Consider the following 17,624-nt stretch of genomic DNA (forward strand, 5'->3'; position numbering starts at 1 on the left):
TGCATCGCGAGGAAGGCGTTCGGACGCTCATGCGCGGCCCATGCCGAAGCGCTCGCGATACGTCAGCGGCGTAATGCCGAGCGCTTGCTGGAATGCCTTCCTCATCGCTTCATAGGTCTTGAAGCCGCTGTTCGCGGCGACGGTCTTGGCGGGCAGATTGCCTTCCTCCAGCATCCTGCGCGCTGCTTCGATGCGCGCGCGCGTGACGAAGGTCGACGGCGTCGTACCGGTTTCGCGCTTGAATGAGCGATTGAAATTGCGCACGCTCATTGACAGGCGTTCCGCCATCTCTGTCGGCGAGATTTCTCTTTGAAGGTTCGCGAGCATCCAGTCCTGCACATCGCGGATGCCGGGATTGTGCGTCGCCTGACTCACGAGATGCGAGCTGAATTGCGACTGTCCGCCGGGACGCTTGAGATAGACGACCAGATCTCGCGCCACGTCGAGCGCGACATCCAGCCCGAAATCCTCTTCGACGAGCGCGAGCGCCAGATCGATGCCGGCCGTCACGCCCGCCGACGTCCACAGATTGCCTTCGCGAATGAAGATGCAATCGGCATCGACGCGAATAGCCGGATACCTCGTCCTCAATGCATCGGCGACGGCCCAGTGAGTCGTCGCGCGCTTGCCGTCCAGCAAACCCGCAGCGGCCAGAAAGAAAGCACCGGAACAGAGCGCGGCCGTGCGCGCCATGCGATTCGCGGCGGCTTCGACCCACTGCACGATTTGCGGCGCATGGCTCACCGCTTCCTCGATCTGCCACGCGCCGACGATGATCGCGGTATGCGGCAGCGCGAGCGTGTCGATGCGCTTCGTCGCCGTGAGCGACACACCCGTGTCGGATACCACTTCGCCGCGCTTGATCGATGCGAGCTTGACGTCATAGCGGCCCGCAAGGCCACGGCGTTCCAGATGAATGTTCGCGTAGGTAAAGACGCTCAATGAACCGATGGCTTCGAGCGCCTTGAAGCCGTTGTAGATGATGATATCGACAGTCAGAAGCATGGCATTACCGTTCTTCACTCGTTCGCCGTATCGACAGGCACGCTGAGCCCCACTTTCACGCGGCTCATGCTCACGAGCGTCTTGAAGCGCTTGACGTTGTTATTGGAAAAGAAAAGCTGTCGCGTGAGTTCGTTGTATTGCTCCATGTCGCGCACGCTCAGCACCAGAACGAAATCCGCTTCGCCCGCCACGTAATAGCACTGCTGAATCTGCGGACATTGCGCGAAGGTGCGCTTCATTGCATCGAGCAGATCAATCTGCTCGCTCTCGACTTCGACCATCACGATGATGGTCAGCGGATGATCGACTTTCTCCGGCGCGACGATAGCCGCATAGCGATCGATCACGCCTTCGTCCAGAAGGCGTCGCAATCTGCGGTTCACCGCTGCCGTCGAAAGATTGACGCGCGCGCCGAGTTCGTTCTGCGGCGTTTGCGCATCGCGCTGGACTTCGGCGAGAAGTTTTCGATCGAAGATGTCGAGGCTGGAAGTCATGTCGTTGTCTCTCGAAGATCGAGAGATTTTTGCATAAGCGACCTCGACAACGCGCGTTTTTTGATCCGCGCGCGCAATATTATTTTCCGGTCGCCTTTCTTATGCGGAGTTGTCCCGTATGCTCGTTTCGAATCCGAAGTCGCGCAAAATCGCGTATCCCGCCGATCTTCGCGCGATACTGAACATCGAAGCCGCGAGCGAAAGCCGCGCGTGGCTCGCGAACTGGCCGCTCATTAACCGCGCTAGCACGCCGCTCTGGAATCTCGCCGATGCCGCCGCGCAGTTTGGCATCGCGCGATTGTGCGTGAAGGATGAATCCGTGCGCTCGCCGCTCGGCAGCTTCAAGGCGCTCGGTGCGCCGATCGCGCTGGCGCGTCTCGTGATGCGACATTGGCACGCGCACGACATCGATCCGAAGCGCCTCTTCGAAGGCCATTACGCGCGGCTGCTCGCGAACCTGACCGTGATCAGCGCGACCGATGGCAATCACGGCAAGGCGCTCGCCGCCGCCGCGCGGAGCTTCGGCTGCGAGTGCGTCATCGTGCTGCACGCCAATGTCAGCGAGGAACGCGAGCAGGCTATCGCGGCGTACGGGGCGCGCATCGTGCGCATCGCGGGAAACTACGACGAGTCGGTCGACCACGCGGCGAAGCTGGCTCAATCGAATGGCTGGCATGTCGTTTCAGACACCTCATACGAGGGTTATGAAACGATGCCCCGCGATGTCATGCAAGGTTATGGCGTGATCGCCGCGGAGATCGTCGAGCAGCAAGACGCGCCGTTCACGCACGTGTTCCTGCAAGGCGGCGTCGGCGGTCTTGCCGCTGGCGTCGCGAGCTATCTGTGGGAGCGCCATGGCGAGGCGCGACCGCGCTTTATCGTCGTCGAGCCGGTGCAGGCCGATTGTCTATATCGGAGCGCCATCGAAGGCAAGGCGGCGAAATCGACGGGTTCTGTCGATTCGGTGATGGCCGGGCTCGCATGCGGGGAGGCGTCGCCGCTCGCGTGGCGGGTGCTCGAACGATGCATCGACGACTTCGTGCTTATCGAAGACAGCGATGCAGTCGATGCGATGAAAGCGCTCGCGCAAGGCGTCGGTCATGATGTGCCGATCGTCGCGGGCGAATCGGGCGCGGCGGGATTCGCGGGGCTCGCCGTGTCGATGCGCGATCGCCGGCTCGCCCGTTCGCTCGGGCTCGACGGGAACGCTCGCGTGCTCGTCATCAACACGGAAGGCGCGACGGCGCCTTCGGTGTATGCGCAACTCGCCGGCGAATCGGCGGCCGACGTATCGAAGCGTCAGCGCGACTGGCTGAAGCGCGGCGTGCAATGAGAGGACATCACGCATGGAAAGCACCCTGCAAGCGCAATTGAAGAGCTGGCGCCATCATCTGCACCGGCATCCCGAAACCGGCTTCGAAGAGATCGAAACCGCGGACTATGTCGCGCGCATTCTCGAAACGCTCGGGCTTGACGTGCATCGCGGGATCGGCGGAACGGGGCTCGTCGCGAATCTGAAAGTGGGCGAAGGAAAGGGCGTCATCGGGCTGCGTGCGGACATGGATGCGCTGAACATCGTCGAGCATGCGCCGGATCGCGCGCATGCTTCGCGCACGCACGGAAAAATGCATGCGTGCGGGCACGATGGCCATATGTCGATGATCCTCGGCGCCGCGCGTCTGCTCGCCGAACGACGCGATTTCGACGGCACCGTGCGCTTCGTCTTTCAGCCGGCCGAAGAGCACGGACGCGGCGCGAAAGCGATGATGGCCGATGGCCTCTTCGAGCGCTTTCCCGTCGACGCGATCTTCGGCGCGCACAACATGCCGGGCATGCGCGCCGGCACGTTCGCGACACGCGCGGGCGGCATCATGGCGAGCGAGGATAACTTCGCGATTCACGTCAAGGGCCGCGGCACGCATGCGGCGCGTCCGCATATGGGCATCGATCCGATTGTCGTCGCATCGCAGATCGTCGTGGCGTTGCAGACGATCGTGTCGCGCAATCTCGATCCCGGCGCGCAAGCCGTGATCTCGTGCACGGAGTTCATCACGGACGGACTGAGGAACGTGATTCCCTCGAATGTCGTCATCAAGGGCGATACGCGAAGTTATTCGCGCGAAGTGCAGACGCTGCTGGCATCGCGCATGAAGGAAGTGAGCGAAGGCATCTGCCGCGCGAACGGCGCGGACTGCGCGTTCGAATACACGCACGAGTTCGCGCCGACGATCAACTCGCCGGGCTATGTCGATCTCGCGGTGCGTGCGGCGACGAACATCGCGGGCGCGCATGACGTAGACGCCGACGTTCAGCCGATGATGATCTCGGAAGACTTCGGCGCGTTCCTCCAGGTCGTGCCGGGCAATTTCGTGTTCATCGGCAACGGCGAATCGGCGGAAGAGGGCGGCGTTCCGCTGCATAACGCGTGTTACGACTTCAACGACGAAATACTGCAGACGGGCGCGCGATATTTCGCGGAGATCGCGCGCCTTGCATTGCCGCGCGCCGTCGTGGACAAGGGCGCGCGATTGGCTTCTACTTAGGCATTTCGTCGACGAAACAGGGAAGCGACCTTGGCCAGCCGGCATCCCGATAGTCCGCAACGGGCGCACGCCATCGCCGCGCAGGCGAGTCCTTGCGACGAGCTCGTCATTCGCGCCCATCCCGTCGCGGCCGATCAGCCGTGCCGGCGCAAGCGGCTCGCGTTGTCGGCGACGATTCTCGGCTCCAGCATGGCGTTCATCGACGGCTCGGTCGTCAACGTCGCGCTGCCTTCTATCCAGAGCGAACTCGGCGCGAGCATCGCGGCGATGCAGTGGGTCGTCAACGCGTATCTGCTGTTTCTCGGCGCGCTCGTGCTCGTCGGCGGTTCGATGGGCGACAAGCTGGGCCGGCGCAGGGTGTTCATCGCGGGCATCGCGATTTTCACGGTCGCGTCGGCGGCGTGCGGCTTCGCGCCGGACATGGGCTGGCTCATCGCGGCGCGCGCGTTGCAGGGCATCGGCGCGGCGCTGCTCGTGCCGGGCAGCCTCGCGATCATCGGCGCGGTGTTCGAGGGCGAGGCGCGCGGACGCGCGATCGGCACGTGGGCGGGCGTCGGGGCGATCACGTCGTCGCTCGGGCCGGCGGCGGGCGGCTGGCTCGTCGATGCCTTTTCCTGGCGCGCGATCTTCTTCCTCAATCTGCCGCTCGCCGCCGCGACGATCGCGCTCGCGATCGCGTCCGTCCCCGATAGCCACGACGCCGACGCGCCGCAAGCGCTCGACTGGCCCGGCGCCGCGAGCACGGCGGCGGGGCTCGCGGCGCTGACCTTCGGGCTCACCGAGGCGCCGTCGCGCGGCTTCGCCGATCCGCTCGTGCTGGGGATGATCGGCGCGGGCGCGATGCTGCTCGCCGCGTTCATCGCGATCGAAGCGAAATCGCGCGATCCGATGGTCCCGCTCGACATCTTCCGCTCGCGCGATTTCAGCGGCGCCAATCTCGTCACGCTGCTGCTGTATTTCGGGCTCGGCGGCGTGCTGTTCTTCCTGCCGTTCACCCTGATCCGCGCATACGGGTTCAGCGCGACCGAAGCGGGCGCGGCAGTGCTGCCGATGCCGCTCATCATCGGCTTGCTGTCGCGCTTCACGGGCGGATTGACGAGCCGCTTCGGCGCGCGGGCGTTGTTGATCGCGGGGCCGTGCATCGCGGGTCTGGGTTTCGCGATGCTCGCGCTGCCGTTCGTCGCGGGCAGCTATTGGGCGGGTTTTCTGCCCGCGCTCGTCGTGCTCGGGCTCGGCATGACGATTACCGTCGCGCCGTTGACGACGACCGTGATGGCGGCGGTCGGAACCGGGCGCGCGGGCGTCGCGTCCGGCATCAACAACGCGGTCGCGCGAGTGGCGAGCCTGCTGGCGATCGCGGTGCTCGGCATCGTGTTCGTGTGGTCGCACGACGCGGCGTTGTCGGCGCGGCTCGATCGCCTGCATCTGCCGCACGAGAGCATGCGCGTGCTCGATGCGCAGGCTTTGTCCGCCGCGCCCGCGACACCGCTCGCCCGCGCGCAGGCGGACGCCATCGCCGAAGCCCTGCGCGCCGTCGCCGCGCTGTCCGCCGCGTGCGCATTCGCGGCGGCGTGCGTGGCGGCGGCGACCATCCAGCGCAGAAAATGAAAAATCCCGATGCGGGCGTGAGCCGGACATCGGGATTCGAAGGTGCCGCTGTGAAGCTTTTGTTATTGGCCGACGTGGGCCGGTTGTTGTTCGATCGACTTGGCGCGCTTTTGCAATTCTTCGGTCGTGTGGCCTTCGCCGTTCGGCAGCCAGCCCGGAGGACGCAGCAGAAAGCCGACCGCATCCGACACGCTCTTCGCGTTGAACATGTCCTTCACGAGGCTGACCCAGTGCTGCATCTCGACGACGATCGGGTTATGCGAGGTCACCGGCGTGGTCAGTCCGTAGACACAGGGCTCCTCGGCGCGCTCTTCCACGTAGGTGCCGAACAGGCGATCGAACACGATCAGCACGCCGCCGAAGTTCGCATCGAGATACGTCGCGTTCGATGCGTGGTGCACACGGTGCGACGACGGCGTGTTGAACACATATTCGAGCCAGCCGAGCTTCGGAATCCACGTTGCATGCAGCCAGAACTGGTAGAGCAGGTTGATCGACACGACCGCGAGCACCACATCGGGCTTCACGCCGAACCACACGAGCGGGGTGAAGAAGATGGCCGAGCCGGCGATCTTGGTCAGCCAGCCGAGACGGTACGCGGACGACAGCGTCAACTGGTTCGGCGAGTGGTGCACCGCGTGATTCGCCCAGAAGAAGCGGATCGTGTGCGACGCGCGGTGATACCAGTAGTAGCAGAACTCCTGTCCGATGAAGAGCAGGAACAGCGTCAGCGCGGTGTTCGTCGTGACCGTATGGATGCGATGCTCCCATGCGAAGTTGAACACCGGCGTCGCGAGCGAGATGGGCACGAAGGCGAGCAGCTTGCGACCGACGAGATCGGCGAGGGAGATCCAGGTCTCGTGCCAGTCGAAGGCCTTGTCGGTGCCTTTGTGCTTGAAGTGCAGGACGACGGCCTCGATCATCGACGCAGCGAGAACGACGCCCATCACATACATCGAAATTTTTCCGAGCAGCTCCAGTTCCATGATGGTTCGCCTTGGTGGGTGGTTGCGAATGAACCCATTGTGGCGATCGACCCGGTTAAAAACCACGCACAAACTATTTCATGGAATGTCATGGGCCGCCCGCAAAGCCTTGTGGAAAAAGGGGCGGGCGTTTCGCGGGAGTTATTTCAAAGTATGTCGGCCGGGAGTCGGCGCGTTGGGGCCTTGCGCCGGCTTCTTGTTTGACTAAGGTTTGGCGGGGATCTCGAAAATGGTCCAGCCTTCATTGCGCGACGCGAGAAAGCGTGCGATGGAATCGGCGGTCATCGTGCGAATTCGGCCGGCGTACCTTGTACAGCACGCCAGACATCGATAGAATGCGAACAATTCCTATTTACATCGCATCGCAAAGATGACCGCCGTGGCGTACGACTATCGTTCCGAGGTTCCGCGGGCATGAGGCCGGTTCTGGTTCGCCTGCATCGCTGGCTCGGCGTCGCGACCGCGCTGTTTCTCTTCGTCTCGGGTCTCACGGGCGCGATCATCGCGTGGGATCACGAAATCGATGCGCTCCTCAATCCGTCTTTCTTCAACGCACACACCGAAGGTCCCGCGCTGCCGCCGCTCGAACTCGCGCGGCGCGTCGAGGCGGCCGATCCGCGCGTCGAAGTGACGTATCTGCCGCTCGGCATAGAGCCGGGGCACACCGCGCAGATGATGGTGATGCCGCGCACCAATCCGGCGACCAACGCGCCGTACGACGTCGCGTACAGCCAGATCGCCGTCGATCCCGCGACGGGCCGGGTGCAGGCACAGCGCATGTGGGGCGCGGTGTCGCTCGCGCGCATCGATCTGATGCCGTTTCTCTACAAGCTGCACTACACGCTGCATTTGCCGGTCGTCGGCGGTTTCGATATCGGCACGTGGCTGATCGGCATCGTCGGGATTCTGTGGTTCTTCGACAGCGGCATCGCGCTGGTTCTGTCGTTTCCGAGCGTGAAGGCGTGGCGCAAGTCGTTCGCGTTCCGCGTGAAGCGCGGCGGCTACGCGCTCACGTTCGATCTGCATCGCTCCGGCGGCGTATGGATCTGGGGCCTGTTGCTCGTGATGGCGCTCACGTCGATTTCGATGAATCTCGCCGAGCCCGTGATGCGCCCGGTCGTGTCGATGTTCTCGAAGCTCTCGCCATCGTTCCTCGACAACCCGGAACTCGTGCGCGCGGGGCCGCCGGGCAAGCCGCTCGCCACGCGCGAGCAGATTCTGGAGATGGCCGCGCGCGACGCGAAACGCGAGAACCTGACCGAGCCGATGGGCGCGCTCTACTATGCGCCGATGTTCAAGGCTTACGGCGTCGGCTTCTTCGCGCCGGGACGCGATCATGGCGACATGGGTCTCGGCAACGCCTGGCTCTACTACAACGCTCAGACAGCCACGCTCGCGGGCTCGTCGATTCCGGGCCGCGGCTCGGCCGGCGACATCTTCATGCAGGCGCAGTTTCCGCTGCACTCGGGGCGCATCGTCGGCGTCGGCGGGCGCATTCTCGTGAGCGCCGTGGGCATCGCGGTCGCCGTGCTCAGTGCGACGGGCCTCATCATCTGGTTCAGAAAGCGCTCCGCGCGGCGGCATTCGGCTTCGGTCGCAAACGCGCGGGCGGCGCGCTCGCTGACATCCTGAAGCGCTCGGCGTCATCATCGCAAGTCATTCCGATAACTCGAATAAAGCTCGGCGAGAGTCACCGGTTCGCGTGAGATGTTGCGTTCGCGCAAATCTTTTTCTTGTTGAATGATAACGAATCTTATTTACTCTATAATCCGGCGCATAACGTAGTCCCGCCTGTCACGCGCTCGCCGCGACTGGTCTTGCGACACGAAACAATGCCTCCCGGATTCCAATCGCGCCCCGGGACGGAAGACCGACCCAATCGTAGTTTCCGCATTCATGTCCGTTTCCCGCACTCACACCCCGCAGGCAGCGCCTGCGAAGGCGCTGACGCATCGCGCCGCCATCGTCGCGGCCGTCGCGATGGTCTTCTCCCTGCCGGCCCACGCGCAGTCGGCCGGCGGCGGCGACAGCAACGCCACCGCGGCGCCGCAGGAAAGCGCGCTGCCCGCCGTGAAGGTTCAGGCTTCGAAGGAACAGCTTCCCGGCGATCTCGCGCCGACCTTCGCGGGCGGCCAGGTCGCGCGCGGCGCCGATTTCGGCGTGCTCGGCCAGCAGAAGATGCTCGACGTGCCGTTCAGCATGACGACCTACACGTCGAAGCTCATCGAAGACCAGCAGGCGCGCACCATCGCCGACGTGCTCGCGAACGATCCGTCCGTTCGCACTGCGTACGGCTTCGGCAACTTCGCGGAAACATACGTGATCCGCGGCTTTCAACTCGACGGCGACGACGTGTCGCTGAACGGCCTGTACGGCATCACGCCGCGCCAGCTCGTGGCGACCGATGCGCTGGAGCGCGTCGACGTGTTCAAGGGTGCGAATGCCTTTCTGAACGGCGCGTCGCCGAACGGCTCGGCGGTGGGCGGCGGGCTGAACCTGCAACTGAAGCGCGCGGACGACAAACCGCTCACGCGCGTCACGCTCGAAGGCACGGCCTCGGGCGAGATCGGGGCGCACGTCGATATCGGCCGGCGCTTCGGCAGCGAAGGGCAGCTCGGCATCCGCGTGAATCAGGCGAATCACGACGGCGAAACGAGCATCGACGGCGAACACCGCCGCGACAACACGACGGCCGTGTCGATCGACTGGCGCGGCGACAAGCTGCGTCTCTACGGCGATTTCCTGTATCAACGTCAGCGCATCAACGGCGGCCGCCCGGCCGTCAACGACTACGCGAATTTCATTCCGGAGCCGCCATCGGCGACCTATAACTACGCGCAGACCTGGAGCTTCAGCTCGATCGAGGATACGGTCGGCATCCTGCGCGCGGAGTACGATTTCCTGCCGGGCTGGGCCGCCTACATCACGGGCGGCGCGCGTCACACCGACGAGCATGGCGACTATTCGTCGCCGAGCATCCAGGCAGACGGTTCCACCACCGCGACGCGTCTCGGCGTGCCGCACAAGGAAGACGGCACCTCCGCCGAAGCGGGCGTGCGCGGGCATTTCAACACCGGACCGGTGTCGCATTTCGTGACGGCGGGCGCGTCGATCGTGCGGGTCGACTCGAAGTCGGCGTACACGTTCAGCAGTTCGTTCGCGACGAGCCTCTACGACACGCCGCAAGTGCCGTATCCGGCGACCGTCCTGACGGGCGGCAATCTGTCCGATCCGCAGACGACTGCGCTCAACCTGATGCGCAGCGTGTCGATTTCGGACACGCTCGGCTTTCTGAACGATCGCGTGCTGTTCACCATCGGCGCGCGCCATCAGGAACTGCTGACGAACACGTACAGCTACACCGGCGTGCAGACGCGCAACTACGACGATTCGATCACGACGCCGGTCTTCGGTCTCGTCGTCAAGCCGATGCAGGACGTCGCGCTCTTCGCGAATCGCAGCGAGGCGCTGACGATCGGCGATTCGGCGCCGAACACCGCCGCGAACTTCGGCGAGCAGCTTCCGCCGGCGAAATCGAAGCAATGGGAAGTGGGCGCGAAGTACGACAACGGCCAGTACGGCGCATCGTTCGCAGCGTTTCAGATCGAGAAGCCGCTGACCTTCGTGAACAGCTCGAACATTTTCGTCGCGGACGGCACGCAGCGGCATCGCGGGCTGGAAGCGTCGATCTACGGCGAGCCGGTGCACGGCGTGCGCCTGATCGCGGGCGCGACCTACATCCACGCAACGCAGTACGACACGGGCAGCGGCGCGACCGACGGCAACAAGCCGATCGGCGTGCCGACGATGATGTTCAACGTCAACGCGGAATACGATGTGCCGGCGCTGAACGGTCTCACGCTGACCGCGCGCTGGATCCACACGGGCTCGCAGTATCTGAACGTGACGAACACGCTGTCGATTCCCGCATGGGACCGCTTCGACCTCGGCGCGCGTTACGCGACCGTGCTGTTCGGCAAGCCGACGACCTTCCGCGCGAGCGTGCTCAACGTCGCGAACAAGTCGTACTGGGCGTCGACGATCGGTGGTTATCTGACGCAGGGCGCGCCGCGCACGGTGCTCCTGTCGATGACGACGGATTTCTGATCGGCTTCATCCGACACGAAAAAACGCCGCGTATTCGCGTGAATGCGCGGCGTCTGTCATTTCCGGATTGATCCGTTCATGCGGAATCGAGTCTACGCGGGCGAAGTCGAACGAGACCGCTCGCATCGTCACGGATTGATGGCCACCTTCAACACACCGTCTCGCTGGTTGGCGAACAGTTCATACGCCGCGACGATATCGTCGAGCCGGTAGCGGTGCGTCACCATCACGCCGAGGTCGAGCCGGTCTGCCTCGATCACATTCATCAGCCGGCGCATGCGCTCCTTGCCGCCGGGACATAGCGCCGTGCGAATGGTGTGGTCGCCGAGGCCCGCGGCGAAATTCGCCAGCGGAATTTTCAGGTCCTCCGAATACACGCCCAGGCTCGACAGCGTGCCGCCGGGCTTGACGACCTTCATCGCGTTCTCGAAGGTGCGCTGCGTGCCGAGCGCCTCGATCGCCGAGTCCGCGCCCTTGCCGCCGGTCAGCTTCAGCACTTCCTGCACGACGTCGCACTGATTGAAATTGAGCGTGACGTCCGCACCGAGCTTCTTGCTGATGCCGAGGCGATGCTCGTTGCCGTCCACGGCGATGATCGTGGTGGCGCCCAGCAGACGCGCGCCCGCCGTCGCGCACAGACCGATCGGGCCTTGCGCGAACACCACCACCGTGTCGCCGATCTTGATGTTGGCGTTTTCCGCGCCCTTGAAACCGGTCGACATGATGTCGGGGCACATCAATACCTGTTCGTCGGCAAGGCCGTCGGGAATCGGCGCGAGATTCGCTTGCGCATCGGGCACCAGCACGTATTCGGCCTGCGTTCCGTCGATCAGATTGCCGAAGCGCCAGCCGGCCGTGGCCGTGTACCCGTGGCATCCGCACAGGCCTTGCGCGATCAGGTAGCTGCCGTCCTGGCTGGGGTAGCCATCCTGTGCCGCATAGCTGTTGAAGTTGGGACAGATCGCGCCGGCGATCACCCGCTGGCCTTCCTCGTAGCCCACCACGGCGGAGCCGAGCTTTTCGATCACGCCGACCGGTTCGTGCCCGATGGTCAGGCCCGGAGCGACGGGATACTCGCCTTTGAGAATGTGCACGTCGGTGCCACAGATGGTCGTGGTGGTGATGCGAACCAGCGCGTCGTTGGGGCCGACATCGGGAATCGGTTTGTCCGTCACTTCGATTCGTCCTTTCTCGACGAATACTGCCGCTTTCATCATTTCGCTCATTGCGGAGCCTCTATTCGACTGTCGATTGAAATGCCTCCACGACTGCCTTCCGGGAGGGCGGATGGTCGGTTGCGTCGTGCTGCGTGTTCACGGAGAACCGCCATTGAATACCTTACGAAACGTACGTATGCCTAATCACAGGAAAATCGAATCGCCGGCGATGTTCGCGGCTTGTCGGAAGCGTGGCGACATGCACACGTTGCTGTCGCCGGGCGATCGTCGCTTCACGTCGGCGTGATCAAGTATAGGATTCGGCGCGGGACAACTCTGCGGCGCGCGGTCGCAACTCCGGCGTCGCGCGATCAGGCCGATGTCGCCGATCGCACCGCGAACGCCCCGTCACGAAAATTTCACGCAGGCGGGCATGCCGTCGGCGAGGCTGCCGGTCACGAACGTCCTGGACAACGGGTGGCGCCATCGTCCGGCGCTGTGAATTCGACTATTCTGTCGTCGTTGTGTCGAGGACTCTCGAAGAACGGGCACATCGAGCCGGCGCTGCGCAATTATTTCGACCCCCTGTCCATCGGCCCGGGGCCCGCGCGTCATTGTGATGGCGGCCCGATGCCATTCAGCCGCCTCAACCCGTGACGGAGGTTCATATGCAATACCTGTTGATGATCTATTCGGACGAGAATCGCTGGAACCAGATGACCGACAGCGAGCGGCAGCAGGGCGTCGCCGCCTATCAGGCGTACACCGAATCGTTGAAAAAGGCCGACGCGCTGCTGGGCGCCAACCGGCTGCAGCACACGAGCACGGCCACCACGGTGCGTCTCGTCGATGGCAAGCCGCAGGTGCTCGACGGACCGTATTCCGATTCGAAGGAGCAGCTCGCCGGCTACTACCTGATCGACGTGCCCAACCTGGACGCGGCGATCGCGTGGGCGTCGCGCTGTCCGGGCGCGGCGCACGGCCTCATGGAGGTGCGCCCGGTCTGGACGGCGCCCTACGATGCGCCATCCGCGGCATGAGCGAGTCCGCCGCCGGCCGTGACGCCGACGGCGCCGCGCGTTCGATTGCCGAGGCGGTCGCGCGCCGCAGCTACGGCAAGCTCGTCGCGCTCCTCGCGATGCGCACGCGCGATGTCGCCGCGGCCGAGGACGCGCTCGCCGACGCGTTCGCGGCCGCGCTCGCCGACTGGCCCGAGCGTGGCTGCCCCGCGAATCCCGAAGCATGGCTGATGACGGTGGCGCGCCGCCGGGCGATCGACGGCGCGCGCCATCGCCGCGTCGGCGACGAAGTGGTGAATCAGCTCACGATCCTTGCCGACGAGATCGACGAACGCGAAGCGGGCGCTTTGCCGGACCGGCGGCTCGCGCTGCTGTTCGCGTGCACGCACCCCGCGCTCGAGGCCGCGATTCGCACGCCGCTGATGCTGCAAGTGGTGCTGGGGCTCGAAGCGAAGACGATCGCCTCTGCGTTCCTGATGTCGCCCGCGGCGATGAGCAAGCGCCTCGTGCGGGCGAAGAACAAGATCCGCGAAGCGGGCATTCCGTTCAGCGTGCCCGAGCGCGAAGACCTGCCCGGCCGGCTCGCCGCGGTGCTGGAGGCCGTCTATGCGGTGTATTCGGAAGGCTGGACCGACCCGGACGGCTGCGACGCCGGGCGGCGCGATCTCACGGGTGAGGCGCTGTTTCTGGCGCATCTGCTCGTCGAACTGATGCCCGAGGAGCCGGAGACGCTCGGACTGCTCGCGCTGATGCTGTATGCCCAGGCGCGTTGCGGCGCGCGGCGCGATGCGGCCGGCGACTACGTGCCGTTGTCGGCCCAGGACCCGGCGACATGGAACGCGCCGATGATCGACGCCGCCGACGCGTTGCTGCGGCGCGCGAACGCCTTCAATGCAATCGGACGCTTCCAGCTCGAAGCCGCGCTGCAGTCGGCGCACGTGCACCGCTGCCGCACGCATCGCCCGAACTGGGACGAGATCGTGCAACTGTACGATGCGCTGTTCGCGATAGCGGCGTCGCCGGTGGTCGCGGTGAACCGCGCGCTCGCGCTGGCGCAACGCGACGGTCCGCGGGCGGCGCTCGACGCGCTCGAGCCGTACGTGGACGATCCCCGGCTGGCTGAATATCAGCCGTACTGGGCCGCGCGCGCCGATCTGCTCGCGCGCGCCGGCGCGACGGCCGAAGCGCTCGCCGCGTACGATCTCGCAATCGGGCTCGAGCGCGATCCGGCGGTGCGGCGGTTCCTGCAGCGCAGGCGCGTCGAGCGGTCGGCGAAGGGCGGTTAGATCGGTCGGCGTCGAAAACCCCGATATCGATGGCAATGCACTGGACGGAGGCCCGCTCATGGCATGGAAGGCAAGCATTCGCGGCTTCATTGCGGCACTGACACTCGTCGGCTCGGCGGTTCAGGCGCAGACGGCCGACTTCTGGGGAACCCGCATTCCCGATCAGCCGACGCAGTTCATCTTCGGTTACGGCTCGCTCATCAATACGCCGTCTCGCAATGCCACGGCCGGCAAGGCGGTCGTCGCGATTCCGGTGCGCGTTTCGGCGGCCTTCGGCTACGTGCGCAGCTGGAGCGATCGCTCGCCCTCGGGGTTCACGGCACTCGGACTGCGTCGTCCATACGAAGGCGAGGGGCCGATGACGATCAACGGCGTGATCTATCCCGTCGGCACCGACATGGCCGCGTTCGACGCGCGCGAGAAGGGATACGTGCGCGTGGAGGTGCCGCGCGCGCTGATCGAGGCGGTGTCATGGCAGCCGCTGCCGACGCAGGGGACCGTGTGGGCCTACGTGCCGAAGGCCGAAGGAAAGGCGCCGGGCGAAGGGCTGCCGTCACCCGATGCGAGGTTTCCGCTCGTCGAGTCGTATATCGATGTCGTGATCGAGGGCGGGCTGGAGTACGGGCCGGAGTTCGCGCGCGAAATCCTCGAGACGACCCGGGACTGGAGCCCGTACTGGCTCAACGACCGCACCCTCGCTCGTCGGCCGTGGGTAGCCGACAAGCAGTACGAGGCGGTCGACGCATTGCTCGCGGCTTCGGCGCCGTGCTTCGCGCAACGTGCCTTCTCCGAAGACTATGCCGCCGTGAGCGCCGCGCTCGCGAAGCGCAAGGGAGAACGGTGTCCTCGGGAGGCCATGACGCGCTAGGCGTTTCGGAGCGGGCAAGGCGGACCGGCGGCTTCCGGGTCGGCGTCGCCGAGCGGAATGAACGCCATGATCTGCAAATCGTGCCCCGACAACGCCGGCAGCCTGAACGGGCTCGACAGCACGTTCAGCCGTTGCACGCCGATATCGCGCAGAATCTGCGAGCCGATGCCGCTCACGCGTCCGTCGCGGCGCGCGGCGGCGGCGTGAACGCCGCTTGCCGGCAGCGACGCCGCCTCGTTGCGCATGTCGCAGTCGAGCAGCACTGCGACGCCGCACCCCGCCGCGTCGATCCGTTGCAGCGCGGCGTGCAGCGGCCACGAATGCGCGGACGGCTCGGCGTCGAGCAGGTCGAGGATCGAATGGCACTCGTGGACGCGGGTCAGCACCGGCGTCGCCGGACCGGGTTCGCCGCGCACGAGCGCGAGATGCGGCGCGCGATGCACGGTGTCGCGATACTCGATCGCCGAGAAGCGTCCCCACGGCGTATGCAGCGGCCGCTCGCCCACGCGTTCGATCAGCGACTCGTGCGCGCGCCGGTAATGGATCAGATCGGCGATGGTGCCGATCTTCAGGCCGTGTCGTTCGGCGAATTTCCGCAACTGCGGCAGCCGCGCCATCGTGCCGTCGTCGTTCATCACCTCGCAGATCACCGACGCCGGCGTGAGGCCGGCCAGCGCCGCGAGATCGCAACCCGCCTCGGTGTGCCCCGCGCGCACGAGCACCCCGCCCGGGCGCGCGGCGATCGGGAAAACATGGCCGGGCTGCACGAGATCGTTCGGCCGGGCGTCGGCGCGCACGGCGGTGCGGATCGTGTGCGCGCGGTCGGCGGCCGAGATGCCGGTCGTGACGCCCTCGGCCGCCTCGATGCTCACCGTGAACGCGGTGCCGAACGGCGTGCCGTTGCCTTCGGCCATCGGCGGCAGCTTCAATTGCGCGCAGCGCGCGGCGGTCAGCGTGAGGCAGATCAGCCCGCGCCCGTGACGCGCCATGAAGTTGATCGCGTCGGGTGTCACGTGATCCGCCGCGATCACGAGATCGCCTTCGTTCTCGCGATCCTCCTCGTCGACGAGCAGGACCATTCGACCCGCGCGCAACTCGTCGACGATTTCCCGGGTGCCGGCGAGCGTCATCGCGGCTCCTGGCTGCCGTTCGCGTCGTCGAATGCGCGGCGCAGCGCACGCGCGGCGAAGCTCAGCACGCGATCGGCGGCGTCGAGCGCGCCGAGCATGCTCGCGAAGCCGTGCATCTGGCCCGGCCAGCGCACGAGCGTCGCCGGCGTGCCGGCTTGCGCGAGGCGCGCCGCATACGCTTCGGCCTCGTCGCGCAACGGGTCGTACTCGGCGCTGATGATCGTCGCGGGCGCGAGCTGCGCCAGATCCGGTGCGGCCAGCGGGCTCGCGAGCGGCGATGCGCGGTCGGCGTCGTCGGCGAAATAGTGGCGCTTGAACCAGCGCATCATCTCGGCCGTCAGGAAATAGCCGCTGCCGAACGATGCGTAAGAGGGATGCTCGCTCGCGCAATCGACGACCGGATACAGCAGCAACTGATGCGCGAATGCAATGCCGGAACCGCGCAATTGCAGGGCAGCGACGGCGGCGAGATTGCCGCCCGCGCTGTCGCCCGCCAGCGCGAGCGCGCCGTTGCGCGCGCCGAGATCGCGCGTGCTCGCCGCGGCCCAGCGCACGGCGTCGCAGGCATCATGCGCCGCCGCCGGAAAGCGCGCCTCGGGCGCGAGACGGTAGTCGACCGACAGCACGAGCGTGCCCGCCCGCTGCGCGAGGGTGCGGCACAGGTTCGCGTGCGAGTCGAGACCGCACGACACGAAGCCGCCGCCATGAAAGAACACCGTGAGCGGCGGCGTTTCGACGCCGCGCGGCCGATACAGCCGCGCGTCCAGTTCGCCGCCGGCCGCCGGAATGCGCCACTGCTCCTCGGCGGCGACCGCGTCGCCGGGCGCAAAGGCGCCGCCCGCCGCGAGGATCGCGCGATAGGCGGGGACGGTCAATCGATCGAAATCGATCGCGCCCGCTTGGGCGAACGCGGCGAGCAACGCCTGCGCCTGAGGATCGAGAGGCATCGGAACTCCTGTCTGAATCGAAGATCTGCGGAATCAGGTATACCCGCGTCGGGTTTCCCCCTGTCATCGCGCCGGATGCTTGCCGGCGCGGCCTGACGGCCATTCCAGCGCAGCGGCAGGCGCGCCACATCATCCGATCGGACGATGGTTCGCGCCTCCGGATGACGAAAGCTCCATCCCTAGTGAATCTCCCGATGACGCCGATTGAGACACGTCTTAATCTTGGCGGCCGGCTGAATCGAACCCTGACCAGTCGCATGGAGGATGGAGCGTGCTGATGGAGATGGAATGGACGCCTTCCTCCCAAGCGGATAGGTGAGGCAGCAGAAGCGACGGAGCCCTCGCTGTACCCGATGGCATCGAAGTGCCAAAGTGGAAGTGTCGAACGACCACTGAGGGTAAGGAGGGCTCGAAATGAAGACTACGACATTTGGCGTGGACTTGGCAAAGCGGGTATTTCAGGTGCACTGGGTA

General features: G+C 65.5%; 14 protein-coding genes. 8 read left to right on the forward strand and 6 right to left on the reverse strand.

Annotated features, from left to right (window positions below; genetic code table 11):
* Positions 1–27: 27 nt before the first annotated feature.
* Together U4Y90_RS35350 and U4Y90_RS35355 are read right to left on the reverse strand one after the other, a co-directional pair.
* Complete coding sequence (locus tag U4Y90_RS35350; protein ID WP_321801723.1) at positions 28–1,005, reverse strand: GlxA family transcriptional regulator; 978 nt, start codon at positions 1,003–1,005, stop codon at positions 28–30.
* Positions 1,006–1,019: 14 nt separating this feature from the next.
* Positions 1,020–1,499, reverse strand: a complete 480-nt coding sequence (locus U4Y90_RS35355) for an Lrp/AsnC family transcriptional regulator (protein WP_321801725.1) — start codon at positions 1,497–1,499, stop codon at positions 1,020–1,022.
* A 118-nt stretch (positions 1,500–1,617) separates the two neighbouring features.
* Here U4Y90_RS35355 and U4Y90_RS35360 point away from each other — a divergent pair, with 118 nt between their 5' ends.
* The 3 genes from U4Y90_RS35360 to U4Y90_RS35370 are packed head-to-tail and all read left to right on the forward strand — an operon-like array spanning position 1,618 to position 5,650.
* The gene (locus tag U4Y90_RS35360; RefSeq protein WP_321801727.1) at positions 1,618–2,832 is read left to right on the forward strand and encodes a diaminopropionate ammonia-lyase; all 1,215 of its coding nucleotides are present in this window, start codon (positions 1,618–1,620) and stop codon (positions 2,830–2,832) included.
* 13 nt (positions 2,833–2,845) lie between these two features.
* On the forward strand, positions 2,846–4,042 hold the full coding sequence (locus tag U4Y90_RS35365) for a M20 aminoacylase family protein (protein WP_321801729.1): 1,197 nt from the start codon (positions 2,846–2,848) through the stop codon (positions 4,040–4,042).
* A 30-nt stretch (positions 4,043–4,072) separates the two neighbouring features.
* Complete coding sequence (locus U4Y90_RS35370; protein WP_321801730.1) at positions 4,073–5,650, forward strand: MFS transporter; 1,578 nt, start codon at positions 4,073–4,075, stop codon at positions 5,648–5,650.
* Between the two features lie 62 nt (positions 5,651–5,712).
* On the opposite strand, the gene U4Y90_RS35375 is transcribed toward U4Y90_RS35370, so the two are convergent.
* On the reverse strand, positions 5,713–6,636 hold the full coding sequence (locus tag U4Y90_RS35375; RefSeq protein ID WP_321801732.1) for a sterol desaturase family protein: 924 nt from the start codon (positions 6,634–6,636) through the stop codon (positions 5,713–5,715).
* 414 nt (positions 6,637–7,050) lie between these two features.
* Here U4Y90_RS35375 and U4Y90_RS35380 point away from each other — a divergent pair, with 414 nt between their 5' ends.
* Positions 7,051–8,268, forward strand: coding sequence for a PepSY-associated TM helix domain-containing protein (locus tag U4Y90_RS35380; RefSeq protein WP_321801733.1), 1,218 nt, complete (start codon positions 7,051–7,053; stop codon positions 8,266–8,268).
* A gap of 264 nt (positions 8,269–8,532) precedes the next feature.
* Positions 8,533–10,743, forward strand: a complete 2,211-nt coding sequence (locus U4Y90_RS35385) for a TonB-dependent receptor (RefSeq protein ID WP_415749450.1) — start codon at positions 8,533–8,535, stop codon at positions 10,741–10,743.
* 128 nt (positions 10,744–10,871) lie between these two features.
* Here the strand turns inward: U4Y90_RS35385 and U4Y90_RS35390 are convergent, their stop codons facing one another.
* On the reverse strand, positions 10,872–11,969 hold the full coding sequence (locus tag U4Y90_RS35390) for an NAD(P)-dependent alcohol dehydrogenase (protein ID WP_321801734.1): 1,098 nt from the start codon (positions 11,967–11,969) through the stop codon (positions 10,872–10,874).
* A 599-nt stretch (positions 11,970–12,568) separates the two neighbouring features.
* On the opposite strand from U4Y90_RS35390, the gene U4Y90_RS35395 reads away from it, so the two are divergent.
* From U4Y90_RS35395 to U4Y90_RS35405, 3 genes are read left to right on the forward strand one after another with little or no spacing between them, the layout of a single operon-like run.
* Entirely contained in the window at positions 12,569–12,940 is a 372-nt protein-coding gene (locus tag U4Y90_RS35395; protein ID WP_321801735.1) for a YciI family protein, read from the forward strand.
* Entirely contained in the window at positions 12,937–14,205 is a 1,269-nt protein-coding gene (locus U4Y90_RS35400; protein WP_321801736.1) for an RNA polymerase sigma factor, read from the forward strand. Before U4Y90_RS35395 ends, U4Y90_RS35400 begins: the two co-directional genes overlap by 4 nt.
* Before the next feature lie 58 nt (positions 14,206–14,263).
* The gene (locus tag U4Y90_RS35405; RefSeq protein ID WP_321801737.1) at positions 14,264–15,073 is read left to right on the forward strand and encodes a gamma-glutamylcyclotransferase family protein; all 810 of its coding nucleotides are present in this window, start codon (positions 14,264–14,266) and stop codon (positions 15,071–15,073) included.
* Here U4Y90_RS35405 and ribBA read toward each other — a convergent pair.
* Together ribBA and U4Y90_RS35415 are read right to left on the reverse strand one after the other, a co-directional pair.
* Entirely contained in the window at positions 15,070–16,203 is a 1,134-nt protein-coding gene (gene ribBA / locus U4Y90_RS35410) for a bifunctional 3,4-dihydroxy-2-butanone-4-phosphate synthase/GTP cyclohydrolase II (RefSeq protein WP_321801738.1), read from the reverse strand. The genes U4Y90_RS35405 and ribBA overlap by 4 nt on opposite strands.
* On the reverse strand, positions 16,200–17,150 hold the full coding sequence (locus U4Y90_RS35415; protein WP_321801740.1) for an alpha/beta hydrolase: 951 nt from the start codon (positions 17,148–17,150) through the stop codon (positions 16,200–16,202). The genes ribBA and U4Y90_RS35415 overlap by 4 nt, the downstream gene beginning before the upstream one ends.
* Positions 17,151–17,624 lie beyond the last annotated feature (474 nt).

Origin of the sequence: Caballeronia sp. J97 (assembly GCF_905220305.1) — a bacterium.
In the GTDB taxonomy this organism is placed as follows: Bacteria; Pseudomonadota; Gammaproteobacteria; order Burkholderiales; family Burkholderiaceae; genus Caballeronia.

Bases quoted from the DNA above. Each gene is read 5' to 3' on its own strand.
- U4Y90_RS35385 (WP_415749450.1), top strand. From the start codon at position 8,533: ATGTCCGTTTCCCGCACTCACACCCCGCAGGCAGCGCCTGCGAAGGCG.
- U4Y90_RS35415 (WP_321801740.1), bottom strand. From the start codon at position 17,150: ATGCCTCTCGATCCTCAGGCGCAGGCGTTGCTCGCCGCGTTCGCCCAA.
- U4Y90_RS35380 (WP_321801733.1), top strand. From the start codon at position 7,051: ATGAGGCCGGTTCTGGTTCGCCTGCATCGCTGGCTCGGCGTCGCGACC.
- U4Y90_RS35355 (WP_321801725.1), bottom strand. From the start codon at position 1,499: ATGACTTCCAGCCTCGACATCTTCGATCGAAAACTTCTCGCCGAAGTC.
- U4Y90_RS35390 (WP_321801734.1), bottom strand. From the start codon at position 11,969: ATGAGCGAAATGATGAAAGCGGCAGTATTCGTCGAGAAAGGACGAATC.
- U4Y90_RS35375 (WP_321801732.1), bottom strand. From the start codon at position 6,636: ATGGAACTGGAGCTGCTCGGAAAAATTTCGATGTATGTGATGGGCGTC.
- U4Y90_RS35405 (WP_321801737.1), top strand. From the start codon at position 14,264: ATGGCATGGAAGGCAAGCATTCGCGGCTTCATTGCGGCACTGACACTC.
- U4Y90_RS35395 (WP_321801735.1), top strand. From the start codon at position 12,569: ATGCAATACCTGTTGATGATCTATTCGGACGAGAATCGCTGGAACCAG.
- U4Y90_RS35365 (WP_321801729.1), top strand. From the start codon at position 2,846: ATGGAAAGCACCCTGCAAGCGCAATTGAAGAGCTGGCGCCATCATCTG.
- U4Y90_RS35400 (WP_321801736.1), top strand. From the start codon at position 12,937: ATGAGCGAGTCCGCCGCCGGCCGTGACGCCGACGGCGCCGCGCGTTCG.
- U4Y90_RS35360 (WP_321801727.1), top strand. From the start codon at position 1,618: ATGCTCGTTTCGAATCCGAAGTCGCGCAAAATCGCGTATCCCGCCGAT.
- ribBA (WP_321801738.1), bottom strand. From the start codon at position 16,203: ATGACGCTCGCCGGCACCCGGGAAATCGTCGACGAGTTGCGCGCGGGT.
- U4Y90_RS35350 (WP_321801723.1), bottom strand. From the start codon at position 1,005: ATGCTTCTGACTGTCGATATCATCATCTACAACGGCTTCAAGGCGCTC.